Below are 15,276 nucleotides of genomic sequence, written 5' to 3' on the forward strand. Positions count from 1 at the left end.
TCTGGCGGGCTCTCGCTGACGTTTGCTCAACCTGCAGGGTCTTCAAATTGCTAGAGCGTTGCTAAATAATTTTTTGCGTCTTCTACACTCATTGCTGCGACGGGTGCGTGTGAACAGAGTTTGACATCGTTGGTGACCAGTAAATCTGCTTGGGCGCGTATCGCTGCCGCAATGATTAAATCGTCTTCGTAATCGCTATGGAGTTCACGCTGCCTGCTCGCCATCCATATGTCGCTCAGGTCACAGGGCACTGGCGTGGCAAGCTGCGAAAGCACGCCAAGACAATCCCATGCAAGCGATGTCGCTGCCGCAGCGGCATCTTGGGAAAGCGAACCATGCTCGCGCCGATACCATGCCTTATGTTCGCTTGAAATCAAATAAAACAGGTCTTTGGACGATGTCGCCGCATACAGCAAATCAACCTGCGCCGTGCATGCATCGCGTAAAAACTCAATCGCCACCGAACGACCACGTCGTGAGGGAATGAAGTAATCGAGCCACACGTTGGTGTCAACCAAGATGCGCTTTGGAGTCTCACTCATAGAGCCAGCTCATCTCCTCGCCATAGCGATCCGCATAGGCATTCCGTTTGAGCCCTTCGTCGTCCGATGGCTGAGCCTTGACCATATCGATTCCCGACTCACAGCAAGCGGCAGCGAACAGCTTCGACCCCTGATCCATAAGCTCGAGCTTACGTTTGGCGGCCTTTTCGCGCTCGCGCTGTTCCGCCCGGGCACGGCTGGGCAGCAGGATACCCTCGAGCGCACCGGGGCGATCGGCCAGCGACGCTGCAAGCTGCCAGAGCGCTCGCACCGCTTGGCTCGGCGTCATACCGGCCTTGGAGAGAGCGGCGTCCCCACTCCTTTTAAGATCGGCATCGAGACGTACGTTGATCTGAGCGGCTGTTGTGGTCATGACCCCTCCTTAATACTTCAAAATATCATAAAGCTCTATGGTAGATACGTAAAGCATGTATAGCATTTATAAGCATTAGCCGTACTCTGTACACAAAAAGCCGCCGAGGCGCACTGCACCTCGGCGGCCACGTATCGCCGATCTAGTTCGGTTTCACCCTTTGCATTCGCCCAGATAAAACCTGCCAAAATGAACCTGTCCCTTTTTGGCAGGTATTAGAGCTCCACGCTTTCGGCTCCGTTGATGGTCAGGTCGCGCTCGTAGAAGGCGGTGAGGGCGCGGATGGCGTACATCACGTCGCGCACGCCGCCGGTCTCGTAGCTCGAGTGCATGGCCAGCTGCGGCAGGCCCACGTCCACGGCATGCATGCTCGCCTGCATATTGGACAGATTGCCGAGCGTGGAGCCGCCGGCCATATCGCTCTTGTTGGCAAAGGCCTGCGTGGGCACGTCGGCGTCATCGCAGATAGCCTGGAACACCGCGCGGCTAAAGGCATCGGTGCAATAGTGCTGGTTGGCGGCTTCCTTGATGACGATGCCGCCGTTAAGCACAACCCGGTTGCGGGCATCGCACTTCTCGGCGTGGTTGGGGTGCACGGCATGCGCGTTGTCGCAGCTCACGAGCATCGAAGCGGCAAGTGCGCGGTGGTACGACTCGTCATCGAAGCCCAGCGACCCGTTGATGCGGCGCAGCGCGTCGGCCAAGAACGTCGACATGGCGCCCTGCTTGGTCTCGGAGCCAACCTCCTCGTTATCAAAGCAGCAAAAGACCGAAACGTCGTGCGCATTCTCGGCACCCAAAAATGCCTGCAGCGAGGTGTAGGCGCAGGCCAGGTCGTCGAGCTTGGGCGTCGAGATAAACTCGTCAGCCCAGCCCCAAATACGTGCATCCTGACGATTGACCAGGAACAGATCGCGACCCAAAATCTGATCGGGCTCAACGTCCAGCTCGTCGGCAATCAGGGCGTCAAAATCTCCCTGCTTAAGATCACCGGCGCTGATGAGCGGGCACAGGTCGACGGCGCGATTGGGAGCAAAGCCCTCGTTAACGCCGCGGTTCATATGGATAGCAAGACTCGGAATGATAGCGACCTCGCGCTCGGTGGCGAGCAGGCGGCTCTCAATACGGTCGCCCTCGCGCACCAGCACGCGGCCCGCGAGCGCCAGCGGGCGGTCGAACCAGGTGTAGTCGATCATGCCGCCGTAGGCCTCGGTGTTCAGGCGCAGCATCTCGCCCGCACCGTCGAGCTCGGGCACGGCCTTGACCTTAAACGTCGGCGAGTCGCTGTGCGACGCCGTGAGCTGAAAATGATAGTCACCGGCAACGCCGTCCTCGCCCCACGTCGAAGCCAGGTCCTCGCCCACCTTAAAGGCAACGACGCTCGAGGTGTTGCGCTGCGTGTAATAACGCCCGCCCGGTTCGATATCCCACGCCGCATTCTCGGGCAGGTAGGTAAAGCCCGCCTCGTCGAGCTCGGCCATAATGGTCGCCGCCGTATGGAACATGCTGGGGCATGCCTCGATAAAGTCGATAAGGTCGTTGGCGGCCTCGATATCGTCGGCCGTCACATGCACGCGCTCGGGCGTTTCCTGATCCGTCATGCTCTCCCCTTTCGCTGGGTTGATGGTCCCCTCCAGCATACCCCGCCACGCCAGTGCCGCACTCTTCATTCCGTGCTTAATTCCGCACCGCTCACCAAGTTGAGCCATCATGCCCGCGCTCCTTTTGCGACAATTGCGCTAACAGGACGAGAGGAGCCGTCATGAAGCCACGTAACATTGCCATCGCCTGCGGTGTCGCGGGAGCCGCCGTCGGCCTTGCCGCTGCCACCGGCATCGTTTACCGCAAGCAAATCAAGTCCGTCGCGTCGCTCAAACGCTTGACCGACTATGCGGATGGCTATGACCTGTACGCAATCGACATCGCCTACGGCTACGATCTTGATCGCATCATCGCCGCTGGCGTGTGCGACGACCAGGCCTACATCGATGCCGTGGTGGCGCAGGTGCTGCCCGGTGCGCCGGCACATGTCCAGGCGCCCCAGTTTGCCTGCAGCGCTTTTGCCGCCGTAGATGCCGAAGGCCGCGTGCGCACCGGTCGCAATTACGACTTTAAGGACGACACCTCGGCGCTGCTGGTGCGCAATCACCCACGCGGCGGCTATGCCTCCATCGGGTTTGCCGCCCTTAACAACCTGGGCGATAACACTCCGCTTGACTCCGTCGCCGGACGTGCCGCCGCACTCATGGGCCCGTTTGCCCAGCTCGACGGTGTTAACAAATGCGGCGTGTCCATTGCCGTACTCACTCTGGATTCCAAGCCCTGTGACCAGGACACGCAACGCCCCGTCATCAACACTTCGCTCGCCATCCGTCTGGTGCTCGACCGCGCGGCCACCACGCAGGAGGCCGTCGACCTGCTTTCTGCCTACGACATGCACGCCATGGCCGGACGCGACTATCACTTCTTTATCAACGACGCCGCCGGTGACGCGCGGGTGGTGGAGTGGGATCCGCGCGATCCCGACCGTGCATGCAAGGCGACGCCCGTACGCCAGGTCACGAACTTCTACGCCTGCTATGGCGACGAAGTGCTGCCCAACCAAAAGAATGGCGAGCTGGGCCATGGCAAAGAGCGCGCCATCGCCATCGCCGATGTCCTTGACGCCCATGTCGGTGCCCAGGACGAAACGATTGCCTGGGAAGCCCTGCGAGCCGCAGCGCAAGAGCCCAATCCGGAAGACATCACCAGCAATACGCAATGGTCGGTCGTCTTTGACAATACCGAGCCCGCTGCCGCCATCACGCTGCGCCGCCACTGGGGCAACGTCGATGCCTTCGCACTGTAAGGAGCCAGGCCCGTCGACCTTACGTTCCCTGACGTTGCTTACATTTCCATACGCTTGAGCTAACACGTTTTACCCCCGTATCAACAGTGTGCGGGGGTAAACTTATGCGCATGTTATAACTTGCCCGGAAGGATTCATCATGCTTAGGATCGGTCTTCTTACCAGTGGCGGCGACTGTCAAGCGCTCAACGCCACCATGCGCGGCATTGTCAAAACGCTTATGACCAATAGCGAAGAGCCTATTGAGATCTATGGTTTTGAGGACGGCTACCAGGGCCTTATCTACAGCAGGTTCCGCGTCATGACGCCCGCCGATTTTAGCGGCATCCTCACCCGCGGCGGCACCATCCTGGGCACGAGCCGCACGCCGTTCAAGCGCCTGGACATTCCCGAGGCCGACGGCGTCGAGAAGGTGCCCGCAATGGTCCACACCTATCATAAGCTGCAGCTCGACTGCCTGTTTATGCTGGGCGGTAACGGCTCCACCAAGACCGCCAACCGCCTGCGCGAAGAGGGCCTCAACGTTATCGCCCTGCCCAAGACCATCGATAACGACACCTGGGGCACCGAGCTGACGTTTGGCTTTACGAGCGCCATCGACGTCGCCACCAAGTGCATCGACGACATCCACACCACTGCCTCGAGTCACGGCCGCGTGTTTGTCATCGAGATCATGGGCCACAAGGTCGGTTGGATTCCGCTGTATGCCGGCGTCGCGGGCGGCGCGGACGTCATCCTGATTCCCGAGATCCCCTACGACATGGATAACGTCATCAAGACCATCGAGCATCGCATGGAGACCGGCAGCCGCTTTACCATCGTAGCCGTCGCCGAGGGCGCCATCTCCAAGGAGGACGCGGCACTGTCCAAGAAGGAGTACAAGAAGAAGCTCGCCGAGCGCACGAGCCCGTCAATCGTGTACGACATCGCCAAGGAGATCGAGGCCAAGACCGGTCGCGAGACCCGCGTCGCCATCCCCGGTCACACGCAGCGCGGCGGCCAGCCCGACGCCCAGGACCGCATCTTTGCGACCCAGTGCGGCGTCGAGGCAGCGCTTGGCTGCCTACGCGGCGAGTTTGGCTACATGATTGCCCTGCGTGACGGCAAGATGTGCCACATGCCGCTCGAGGAGGTCGCCGGCAAGCTCAAGTTTGTCGACCCCCAGAGCGATCTGGTACGCGAGGCCAAGGCGTTGGGCATCAGCTTCGGCGACGAATAGCCTCGGCTGGAACTGCTCTCATCGGAGGCCCCAGGGCTTTCCTCCCAAATCGTCCTCGGATATGTCAGGACCCCGCTGCGCGCTTCGCGCGGCGGGGTCCTTCCGTCCTGCGGAAAGATTTGGGAGGAAAGCCCTGGGGCCTCCTGCGGTAACTAGGGAGGCCGAGGCTATTCGTCTTCTTGCTGCAAGTGCGTGGGCTGAGATTTTGGGATGTTGCAGGCTCTTAGCTGAGAGTAGCACTGACATTTGTCCTAAAATGGCTGGTCGCTAGGGGTTGCTACCGGTAGTTGCGGTAGGGTTGGGGCAGATTCTAACTAGAAATGGTGGTCGCTACCGGTTGTTCTCGGCATACTCGGCTCATTCGATTCGACCATCAAACGAAAGGAACCACCATGGATCTTGCGATGGCGCAGCGGCTCGTTGATCGCCGCAAGGCTGCCGGGCTTTCTCAGGAGGCGCTTGCCGCCCAGCTGGGCGTGAGTCGTCAGGCTGTCAGTAAATGGGAGCGCAGCGAATCTTCGCCCGATACCGATAACCTTATTGCGCTCGCCGCGCTGTATGGCGTGTCGCTGGATGAGCTGCTGTATGGGGAGGCGGTGGATAGCACTGATGACTCGCAGACTGATGATGAGGCACGGAACAGCAACGCCGGCACCAAAGCTTCAGATGAGGCTGAGGCTTCTGCTGAGCACGCTGATTGCAGCGATAAGCCACTTGTCGATATTTCCCTCGCGCGCGGCATCCACGTTATTGATCCCAACAAAGGCGAAGAGGTCCATGTTGGTTGGAATGGCATCCATGTGGCTAACGAGCGCAAGGGTGAAGAGGTCCATGTGGGGCCAGACGGATTGTATATCGATACGCTTGAGGACGATGGACATAGCGTGCATACCAATGACGATGGCACCGTCACCATCGACGGCGAGACGTTTTCCAGCTGGAAGGAGGCGCACGACAAGCTCGACCATCATGGCAAGCATTTCCACACCAAGGTCGGACGTGCATGGAACAAATTCCCCTTCCCCGCACTTGTCGCTCTCGCCTATCTGGTGCTCGGCATTGTCTACAGCACATGGGCTACGGGCCTCTTCCTCGTCTTTTTGATTCCCGTCTATTACGCGCTTGGCGACTTTATCGATCAACGCCGCTTATCTAAGCTGATCGATGTCGTCTATTCAGTCAGTGCCGAGACATGGTTCCTCTACATGTGGCTCTGCCTGGGGCAACCCCATCCCGCCTGGGTAATACTCATCACCATCCCGGTCGTAAAAGCACTCATGCGTTGGTGCCGTAAACAATGGAAGTGCCGCAAACAGGCCTAAACCACCCCAACCAGCCAGCGCCACTCATCCGACACCGCCTGCCCCTTCCAAGTTGCGGTGAGATAGGGACTGTTTTGAAGCTCCAAAGCGCCAAACAGTCCGTATATCACCGCAACTTACAAACAACTGGGTCAGTTCCGGCACGGAGATTAGCATTGAGCTGACCGCGCGCCAAGAAAAGGGCCTATTTACTACGTTTAACTCGAGAGGGCCGACCATACCCGCCTTTTCCGAAAATTGGCAAGCCCTCTACCTGCGGTTTTAATTTCATAATCTTTGTCACGGTCGAGGGTGTGGTAGCAAACGTAGTAGATAGGCCCATTTTGTGGCATACGACCCATACAAGCCCAATCTCGAAGGCTAAAGAGAGCCTCTCATCCACGCCTGTGAGCGAAAACCAAATAGAATGAAAGGCAAATGGAAAGCCCGTTTGACGAGCGGAGGACATATGCGCGACGTAGCCGAAAGCGACTGGAAGCTATTTAAGAAAATGCTTCCTCAATGGCAAGAACGTTATATGGAAAAGCTCATCGCCCAGTACGTTGAGATGCTGAACGGCGACAGCGAAGCGTCCAGTAGATTTTGGACACTAGAAGAGCGCCTCAATAGAGACAAGCTGTCCTCAGGCGTAATTGCAAACGACATTCGCCGCAGCACAATGCACCGCGAGATAGCCAATTTGTTTATCGACAGCGTGATCACCCTTGACGACCTTGACGGTTTTACCGAGGACATTAAGAGCTATGCGCAACACTGGATTGGCCAGTAAGAGCACTGAACGACAGACATCCCCAGCAAAACGGGGCGAACGCTGGGCCACCTAATGGTTGTCCGGCGTTCGCCCAGATAAAACCTGCCAAAATAAACCTGTCCCTATTTGGCAGGTTACTCGGCGCTCTTGAGGGCGCCGACCATGTCGATCTTGTTGAGCGTACGGTTGGTGGCGAGGTTGACGATAAACGTAAAGCCAAAGGAAAGCACCACGGCGAGCACGTAGCTTAGCGGCTCGACCTCGACGTCAAAGTACAGCGACGGCATCTGCAAAATGTACGTAAAACTCTCGGCCAGCAAGCCGCCCAGCGGTACGCCCAGCGTGGCTCCGATCGCCGTGAGGATCAACGTCTCCTTGTTAACGTAATGGTGAACCTCGCCACGGCGGAAGCCCAGCACCTTGATGGTCGCCAGCTCGCGCTCGCGCTCGGAGATATTCGTGTTGGACAGCGTAAACACCACCACAAACGACAGGCACGCCGCCATAAAGGTCACGAGCACCACGACCGAATTGATAATCGTAAAGTTCGCTTCGTAGTTCTCCCAATGCTCGGCCGTACTCGAAATCGTAAGCCAACCGTCGCTCTTAAGATTCTTGCTAAACGCAATCTGGTCGGCCGACGAGCCCTTAAGCAGCACAAAGACGCCGTTGAGGCGTGCGCTTCGACCGAACGCGCGCTCATAGGTGCCCTGCGTCATGTAAAGCGTGTTGCCCAGATAGTTAAGCGAAATGTCACTGACTTTGACCTTGGCAACATTGAGCGACGAATCCTGGACGTGTGCCGTATCGCCCGGCTGAATCCCCAGCACCAGCTGTGAACTCTTACTCAGATACACGTCTCCGTCACGCAAAGACAGCGGCTCTTTGGACTCGTCTTCGAGGCGCACATAGTCGTCCAGGTCGTTCGTGCGGTCATCGGGCACCACGATCAGCTGCACGGTCTCGCTCTTGCCGCCAAACGTAAAGGTAACGTTGTCAGTCATGATCGGCAGCGTCGAAGTTACGGTCACACCGGAATCCTTGACCGCGCTTCGCTCGTCGAGCGCCGCGCACGTCTGCGAAAAATCGTCAGGATTGGCGACCGCCAGCAGATCGTAGCGTGTGATGTGACCGTACTGCTTGGGCGAAAGCGCGACCGACGTGTCGCGAATACCCATACCGCAGATCACGAGCGCCGTGCAGCCGGCGATACCGAAGATGGTCATAAAGGCGCGCTTTTTGTAGCGGAATAAGTTGCGTGCAGCGACCTTGTTCAAAAAGCTCATGCGGTGCCAGATAAAGCCGATGCGCTCGAGCAGAATGCGCGAGCCGGCGCGCGGGGCCTTGGGGCGCATGAGCGAGGCAGGGGTCTCGGCCATCTCGTGGCGGCAGGCGATAATCGTGGCTCCCACCACGCCCACGGCAAACAGCGCCACCGAAACGATCGAGGACACGATGTCGTACGAAAGTAGCATCTGGGGCAGCGAGTACATGTCGTCGAACACCGTAAACAAGAACAGCGGCAGACCCACAAATCCGATGATATTGCCGAGCACGCCACCGATCAGACACGCCCACAGCGAGTAGTCCACATATTTGGACAGGATACGCCCGCGTGAATAGCCGAGCGCCTTGTACAGGCCAATAAGCGTGCGCTCCTCCTCGACCATGCGGGTGGCGGTGGTGAGGCTGATAAGCACGGCGACGATAAAGAAGATGAACGGGAACACCGTGGCGATGGCCTCGATCGAAGAACTATCGCTCTCGATGCTCGAGTAGCTTGCGATATTGCCGCGGTCCTGGATGTACCAGGTGCATTCGCCCAGGTCAGAGAGCTCGGCGCGGGCATCGGCAAACTGCTGGTCGGCGGCGGCACGGCGCTGGTCCAGGTCGGCTTGCGCCTGCGCACGCTCGTCGCTGCCCTCGGCCATGCGATTGATGTTGTCCTGCTCGATCCCAAAGACCATATTCGCCTGACGCTCAGCCGCGTCCAAGCTCGCCGGTGTGTCGACCGTCAGCTCCTGAGTGCGCGCCTTCTCACGCTCCTCGCGGATCTTCTCGATATTGCCCTTGACCTCATTGATCTTTGCCGAGTAGGCATCCGAATAGGAGTTGAGGCTCTTGGCTCCCTCGACGACCACGTGGACAGCGGAGTAGGAAGAAGATGTCGCGGCATCCTCGCTCACGTAGAACTTGTAGTCCGCAGTCGAAGCAGCGCGAAAGGCGTTGACTGTCGAGTCGGAGCTCACGTCGGTGGGATCGAGAACCTCGGCCGTGATGGTATAGTCTCCATCGGCAAACTGGTCCTTGGCGCTTTGGTTCGACGAGCTCGCATCGTTGGCGGCAAAGCTCACCGTATCGCCGATTTTCTTGCCCGAAGCCTTCAAAAAACGTGAGGTCACTGCCACTTCGCCCGAAGTCTCGGGCAGCTCGCCGCGCACTAGCACCGGTTGGTCAATATTCTCTTTGGAGAGGCTCTGTACGACGACACGCTCGCGCGTCGTACCCACGGCGGTATAGGCGGTCTCGGTATAGATGCCCTCGGCCGTCTCGACGCCATCGACCTCTTGGATCGCGGCAATATCGTCATCGGTCAGACCATAGGTCGACTGCACGTTGATGTCATAGACATTCTGCTGGTCAAAATAGGCGTCGACCGAATCACACAGGTCCTCGCAGCCCGCCTTAAGGCCGCACATCACGCTCACGCCAAGCGCGGTGATCACAACGATAGACAAGAAGCGTTTGAGGCTGCCGCGAATCGTGCGGTAGATGCCACGGCGAAAAACCGTCGGCACCATATCGTTTGAGCTTTGGGCGGTACGGTAGGTCGTAAAATCCTGCTCGCGCTCCGTGTTCTGCGCGTCGCGGCGTTGACTGTTTTGGCGGTCCTGATTCATGGGCGCTACCACTCGATCGTCTCGATAGGCACAGGATTTTGCTGGATCGTCTCGCTCTCCACGCGGCCGCTCTTAAAGCGGATCAGGCGATCGGCCATGGGCGCCAGCGCAGAGTTGTGGGTGATGATGATGACCGTAATGCCTTGCTTGCGGCAAGTGTCCTGTAGCAGCTGCAAGATCTGCTTGCCGGTTTTGTAGTCGAGTGCACCCGTAGGCTCGTCGCACAAAAGCAGCTTGGGGTTCTTAGCCAGCGCGCGGGCGATGGATACGCGCTGCTGCTCGCCGCCCGAAAGCTGCGCCGGAAAGTTAGCGAGGCGGTCGCCCAGGCCAACCTGGCGAAGCGTTTGCTCGGCATCGAGCGAATCGGGGCAGATCTGCGCCGCGAGTTCGACGTTCTCAAGCGCCGTCAGGTTAGGGACCAGATTGTAGAACTGAAAGACAAAGCCAACATCGGCGCGACGGTATTCCACAAGCTGAGCCTCGTTGGCAGAGCTCACGTCACGCCCGTCCACCGTCACGGTGCCAGAAGTTGCCGTGTCCATGCCGCCCAGAATGTTGAGGGCCGTGGTCTTGCCGGCACCCGAAGCACCCAAAATGATGGCGAGCTCGCCGCGCTCGACCGTAAAGCTCGCGCCGTCGAGCGCGTGGATGCGGGCATCGCCCTCGCTGTATGCCTTGATGACGTCTTTGAATTCGATATAGGCCATCGATTAATTCCCATCTGGTCGGATAACTCTTTAGTATTACCCATTTCCCACCTACCAAAAAGGGACAGGTTTATTTTGGCAGGTTTTATATGGGGAAACGGCAGCTATAGATAGGGCGCCGGGGAGGCCGAGAAATCATCAACGGGGTCAGGCCGACCGCCAAACACAACGCACGCATCTCAATCTGTCAGCCAAATCATTCGAACAGCTGTTCGTTTCTATGATATGATTCAACTATCTAAGCAGGCCAATACGCAGAAAGGCGGCCAACATGGCGTTCGACTTTAAGAAGGAATGCAAGGAGCTCTACAAACCTGCAAGCAAGCCGAGCATCGTAACAGTCCCGCCTATGAGCTACGTTGCCGTTCGCGGAAAGGGCGACCCAAATACCGAAGGTGGCGAGTATCAAAACGCCCTGCCGCTACTTTACGGCATCGCCTATACCGTCAAGATGTCGAAGAAAGGCTCAAGGAGTATCGAGGGCTATTTCGACTTTGTGGTACCGCCGCTCGAGGGTTTCTGGTGGCAAGAGTCCCCGAGCGGCGGCATCGATTATGTACGCAAGGACAATTTCAACTTTATCTCGTGCATCCGCCTGCCCGATTTCGTCACCCGAGATGACTTTGACTGGGCAGTCGCGGAAGCCACGACCAAAAAGAAACTGGACTTTTCCGCCGTCGAACTGCTTAAAGTTGACGAGGGTCTCTGCGTTCAATGCATGCACACCGGGCCCTACGACAACGAACCGGCGACCGTAGACGCTATGCATGAATACACGACCGAGCTGGGCTATGTTCCCGACTTCTCAGACACCCGTTTACATCACGAAATCTATCTCTCCGATCCACGCAAATGCGCACCGGAGAAACTTAAGACCGTGGTTCGTCATCCTATCAAGCGCGCTGAATAGCGTGGGGCGTCATTTCACGCGCTAGGTTTTAAGCCGGCCAACCAGCCGCCTCCTAGGCCGTCCGGTAATTATCTTGACGCGGCCCGTCGCATCTTATGAGTTTGTTTTGCTAAAGCTGGAAAGCCTCTCAACGATGCGCAACTCCAGCTCTTTTTCTATCAAGAGAGCAAGTGTCGGAAAGCAAAATGTCAGAAAGCAGCGCTTCGAGCAGAATCAAACGCCTGGTCAACACCTATAGCGGTCTTGTGCTCATGGGCGCCGTCGGAATCCCTATCGGCGTTATCGTTGGCGCCATCTGTGCCCTTTTTGGTCGTGTGCTCCTGGCAATCGGCGCCTTCCGCGACGAGCACATCACGCTGCTCCTTCCCTTCCTCGCTCTTATGGGCCTTGCCATCGTGTTTGCCTACCGCACTTGGGGCAAGGGCACCGACCGCGGCATGAGTCTGGTTTTCGACGTGGGCCACTGACGCGAGAAAGCCATCTCCCCGCGTTTGGTGCCGCTCATTATGCTGAGCACGTGGGGGACGCACCTCTTTGGCGGCAGTGCGGGACGCGAGGGCGTGGCCGTGCAGATCGGCGCAACCGTCTCACATTGGATCGGCCGACGCCTGCCTTTCCGAGACCCCGGCAACACGTTTTTGCTTATTGGCATGGCCGCCGGCTTTGCCGGACTCTTTCGAACGCCTCTCGCCGCCACGGTCTTTGCCATCGAAGTACTGGTCGCAGGACGCTTGGAATACCGTGCGTTGCTTCCCGCACTCGCAGCCTCGCTCGCCGCAAGCATGACTTCCGGCGCCTTGGGACTCGAGAAGTTTGAGGTCGCCGTTGTCGCCTCATATGCGCTTGACCTCCCCGGTCTTGAGCGGCTGGCGCTGTTGGGTATCGCGTTTGGTATGGTAGGTGGAGCTTTTGCCTGGTGCCTTGCCCATGCCAAGACCCTTGCAGCGCGGCTGCTCCCCAACCCTTACATGCGCGTTGCCGTTATGGGCCTTGCGCTGTCGGCGATCCTGTTCGCACTGTGGCAGGGGCGATACTGCGGACTTGGCACCAACCTGATATCAGCGGCGCTCAACGGTGAAGGCAAGATCGCCATCATGCCTTGGGACTGGGCGCTCAAATTCGCACTCACCATCGCCACGCTTGCCGCAGGTTATCAGGGTGGCGAGGTGACGCCGCTGTTCTCCATCGGGGCCAGTCTGGGTGTCATGCTCGCCGGGATTCTCGGCATGCCCGTCGAGCTCTGCGCCGCGCTGGGTTATGCCGCCGTCTTTGGCAGCGCCACCAACACGCTACTCGCGCCGATCCTCATTGGCTGCGAGGTCTTCGGCTTTGGCAACTTGCCGATGTTCTTTATTGTCTGCGTCGTGGCTTACCTGTTCAACATGGATAAGTCGATCTATGCGCTGCAGGAGCACAGCCGCACCCGATAAACAGGGCGTTTGCCACCAAAAAACGCGCACGACAGGCCGGGCCCGCCGCGCGCGTCATCCTATACACGATTAGTTATTGTTGTTGGTCATCGAAGCCACTGCTGCCGCAAGATTGGAAATGGGCATTGTCTGCAGCCAGATGCGCCCCGGACCGGTGAGCACAGTGTTGAACACGCCTTCACCGCCAAACATGATGTTTTTGACGCCCTTGACCATCTGCGCGTCGATGCTCACCGTCTCCTCAAAGCCGGCCACGTTGCCGGTATCTACAATCATTTGCTGGCCAGCAGCAAGCTCGTACTCAACTAGGTCGCCGTCGATCTCGGCAAAGGCAATACCCGAGCCCGTGAGCTTTTGCATGATAAAACCCTCGCCGCCAAAGACGCCGGTCTTTGCCTTCTTGTTAAAGTGGATGCTCAGCTCAACACCACTTTCCGCGGCAAGGAACGAACGCTTCTGCAAAATCCAGCTCTTACCAGGGCCAATCTCGATCGGTATAATGCGGCCGGGGAAGCAAGAGCCAAACGCAATCATGCCATCGCCGTGCGCGGTCCAAATGTTTTGGAACAACGCCTCACCCGAAAAAGCCTTAGAGAACATCTTGCCTATACCACCGCCCGAGGTGGACATCTCCATGTTGGGGGTCATCCAGACCATGGCACCGCTTTCGGTGATCATGGATTCGCCGTCGCTAAGGTTGCACGTAACAACCGGGAAAGCCCCTCCGCCGATCTCGTACTGCATGACCGTCTCCTTTCCTTCGGGAGCCGAACAACGATGTCCATATTTTAGCAGTTAGAGGTGCGTTTATTTGGGTCGGTGGCGTTCATGGCGCCGATCACCGCCAGCCTCCGCTGCCGTCTGCACAGATAAAACCTGCCAAAATAAACCTGTCCCTTTTTGGCAGGTCTTAGAGGCGGACGGTGAAGGTGATCTGGTTACCGTGGCCGCAGACAGAAGCGCTCCCGCCATGGGCTTCGGCGATGGCACGCACCACGGATAGGCCCACGCCCGAGCCGCCCGTCTTGGAGCTGCGCGACACGTCCGCACGATAGAAGCGGTCGAACAATCGATCTAGGTCGCCTTCGGGCAGCTCGTCCACGGCGTTCGATACGACAAGCTCGGTGGCGCCCTTACCCTGAACGCGCGAAACGGCACGCAGGCTCAGCTCAATCACGCTGCCCTCGCTCGCATAGCGCGTGGCGTTGTCCAGAAGCAGCTCAACCACCTGCGCCACCGCCGCAGCATCGGCATGGGCCCGCACGCCGCACGCAATCGACGTCGACAGACGCTTGCCGCGCGAAACCGCCACCGATTCAAACGGCGCCGCAGCCTTGTCCACGGCCTCCGAAAGATCGATCGATGTCATGGTAAAGCCCGCCGAGCCCTCGTCCATACGTGCCAAAAACACTAGACGTTCCGTGAGCGCCGTCAGCCGCGCAACCTGCTCGTGAATGCTCTGCGTCCACTCACTTTCGCCGCTCTCGATCTCTTGTACCTCATTGGCGGCGTCAATTACAGCCAGCGGCGTCTTGATCTCGTGGCTCGCATCGGTAATAAAGCGCTTTTGCTTGCTGTAGCTCTCGACCATCGGTCGAATCACCGCGCCCGAGGCACCCGCCACAATTGCCAGCACCGCCAGCCAGCCAATGTAACTGATCGCCACGCTCGCGCTCAAAAACGAATGAAAGCTTGCAAGCTCGCGCGAGCAGTCCACGAACACATAGGTGATCTCGTCGTCCTGGACGTCGGTCATATAACGATAATTGCCAGAGAAGCCCGAGGTCCAGCCCTTGGCATGCAGCCTTGCGGCAATACTGGCGGCGCGCTTGGCACCAACCGCGGCAATGCGGGCCGTATTGACATCGGCAACCTGTCCGGCGTCAATCGTCACCGTAAAGTAGCGCGTGTCGAAGGGAGACTCCGCCGTCATGCCTTCGAAGTGTCTGATGCGAACGCCCGCTTGGCTATCGCCGGCATCCTTGCCATTAGCGGGCTCGGCTTTAGGCTCGTCCCCCCAATCGATACCGTCCTTGCCCGCCAGAATATAGTCCAGGCGAGCGTCGGCCATCTTGCAGACATGCGAATAATTGACGATGTTGATGCCGGCGATGATGAGCGTGAGCACCACGGTCACGGCGCCCATGGCAACGAGGATAAACTTGCGACGCAGACGGCGGCCCAATACGTCAACAGAATTAGCCCGCCCCTTACTACTCGAGGCGGCGTGAAACCACTCCGTCATGCGCTTGCACCACGCGCTCGCGCTCACGC

General features: G+C 58.5%; 14 protein-coding genes. 7 read left to right on the forward strand and 7 right to left on the reverse strand.

The genetic code is table 11. The features are described from left to right. Positions 1–50: 50 nt before the first annotated feature. From DW943_RS07790 to DW943_RS07800, 3 genes are all read right to left on the reverse strand, one after another. Positions 51–542 carry a PIN domain-containing protein gene (locus DW943_RS07790; RefSeq protein WP_117862683.1) on the reverse strand — a complete coding sequence of 164 codons (492 nt, stop codon included), beginning with the start codon at positions 540–542 and terminating at the stop codon, positions 51–53. Continuing rightward, complete coding sequence (locus DW943_RS07795; RefSeq protein ID WP_117862684.1) at positions 535–915, reverse strand: translation repressor RelB; 381 nt, start codon at positions 913–915, stop codon at positions 535–537. The genes DW943_RS07790 and DW943_RS07795 overlap by 8 nt, the downstream gene beginning before the upstream one ends. A gap of 215 nt (positions 916–1,130) precedes the next feature. Beyond that, positions 1,131–2,516, reverse strand: coding sequence for a M18 family aminopeptidase (locus DW943_RS07800; protein ID WP_233543628.1), 1,386 nt, complete (start codon positions 2,514–2,516; stop codon positions 1,131–1,133). A gap of 161 nt (positions 2,517–2,677) precedes the next feature. Here DW943_RS07800 and DW943_RS07805 point away from each other — a divergent pair, with 161 nt between their 5' ends. The 4 genes from DW943_RS07805 (at position 2,678) to DW943_RS07820 (ending at position 7,073) form a co-directional block, all read left to right on the forward strand. After that, positions 2,678–3,763, forward strand: coding sequence for a carcinine hydrolase/isopenicillin-N N-acyltransferase family protein (locus tag DW943_RS07805; protein WP_117862685.1), 1,086 nt, complete (start codon positions 2,678–2,680; stop codon positions 3,761–3,763). Positions 3,764–3,902: 139 nt separating this feature from the next. Further along, a complete protein-coding gene (locus DW943_RS07810; protein ID WP_117584154.1) occupies positions 3,903–4,982 on the forward strand; it encodes a 6-phosphofructokinase in 1,080 nt (359 codons plus the stop codon). Between the two features lie 392 nt (positions 4,983–5,374). Further along, on the forward strand, positions 5,375–6,304 hold the full coding sequence (locus DW943_RS07815) for a helix-turn-helix domain-containing protein (protein ID WP_117862686.1): 930 nt from the start codon (positions 5,375–5,377) through the stop codon (positions 6,302–6,304). Positions 6,305–6,752: 448 nt separating this feature from the next. Further along, positions 6,753–7,073: a multidrug transporter gene (locus DW943_RS07820; RefSeq protein WP_117862687.1), complete on the forward strand. Its 321-nt coding sequence runs from the start codon at positions 6,753–6,755 to the stop codon at positions 7,071–7,073. A gap of 116 nt (positions 7,074–7,189) precedes the next feature. Here the strand turns inward: DW943_RS07820 and DW943_RS07825 are convergent, their stop codons facing one another. Together DW943_RS07825 and DW943_RS07830 are read right to left on the reverse strand one after the other, a co-directional pair. Next, positions 7,190–9,955: an FtsX-like permease family protein gene (locus tag DW943_RS07825; RefSeq protein WP_233543629.1), complete on the reverse strand. Its 2,766-nt coding sequence runs from the start codon at positions 9,953–9,955 to the stop codon at positions 7,190–7,192. A 5-nt stretch (positions 9,956–9,960) separates the two neighbouring features. Then, complete coding sequence (locus tag DW943_RS07830; RefSeq protein ID WP_117862688.1) at positions 9,961–10,662, reverse strand: ABC transporter ATP-binding protein; 702 nt, start codon at positions 10,660–10,662, stop codon at positions 9,961–9,963. Positions 10,663–10,933: 271 nt separating this feature from the next. Between DW943_RS07830 and DW943_RS07835 the strand changes: the two genes are divergently transcribed. The 3 genes from DW943_RS07835 to DW943_RS07840 all read left to right on the forward strand — a co-directional run bounded on the left by DW943_RS07835 (position 10,934) and on the right by DW943_RS07840 (position 13,002). After that, complete coding sequence (locus DW943_RS07835) at positions 10,934–11,572, forward strand: GyrI-like domain-containing protein (RefSeq protein WP_117654964.1); 639 nt, start codon at positions 10,934–10,936, stop codon at positions 11,570–11,572. Between the two features lie 185 nt (positions 11,573–11,757). Further along, positions 11,758–12,039, forward strand: a complete 282-nt coding sequence (locus tag DW943_RS10600) for a hypothetical protein (protein ID WP_199572838.1) — start codon at positions 11,758–11,760, stop codon at positions 12,037–12,039. Positions 12,040–12,051: 12 nt separating this feature from the next. Further along, positions 12,052–13,002 carry a chloride channel protein gene (locus tag DW943_RS07840; RefSeq protein WP_304999793.1) on the forward strand — a complete coding sequence of 317 codons (951 nt, stop codon included), beginning with the start codon at positions 12,052–12,054 and terminating at the stop codon, positions 13,000–13,002. Between the two features lie 69 nt (positions 13,003–13,071). On the opposite strand, the gene DW943_RS07845 is transcribed toward DW943_RS07840, so the two are convergent. Together DW943_RS07845 and DW943_RS07850 are read right to left on the reverse strand one after the other, a co-directional pair. Beyond that, positions 13,072–13,746 carry a TIGR00266 family protein gene (locus DW943_RS07845; RefSeq protein WP_089572342.1) on the reverse strand — a complete coding sequence of 225 codons (675 nt, stop codon included), beginning with the start codon at positions 13,744–13,746 and terminating at the stop codon, positions 13,072–13,074. Between the two features lie 166 nt (positions 13,747–13,912). Further along, positions 13,913–15,274 carry a cell wall metabolism sensor histidine kinase WalK gene (locus DW943_RS07850; protein ID WP_117862689.1) on the reverse strand — a complete coding sequence of 454 codons (1,362 nt, stop codon included), beginning with the start codon at positions 15,272–15,274 and terminating at the stop codon, positions 13,913–13,915. Positions 15,275–15,276: the final 2 nt, after the last annotated feature.

The organism is Collinsella sp. AM44-11 (genome assembly GCF_003467145.1).
Lineage (GTDB): Bacteria > Actinomycetota > Coriobacteriia > Coriobacteriales > Coriobacteriaceae > Collinsella.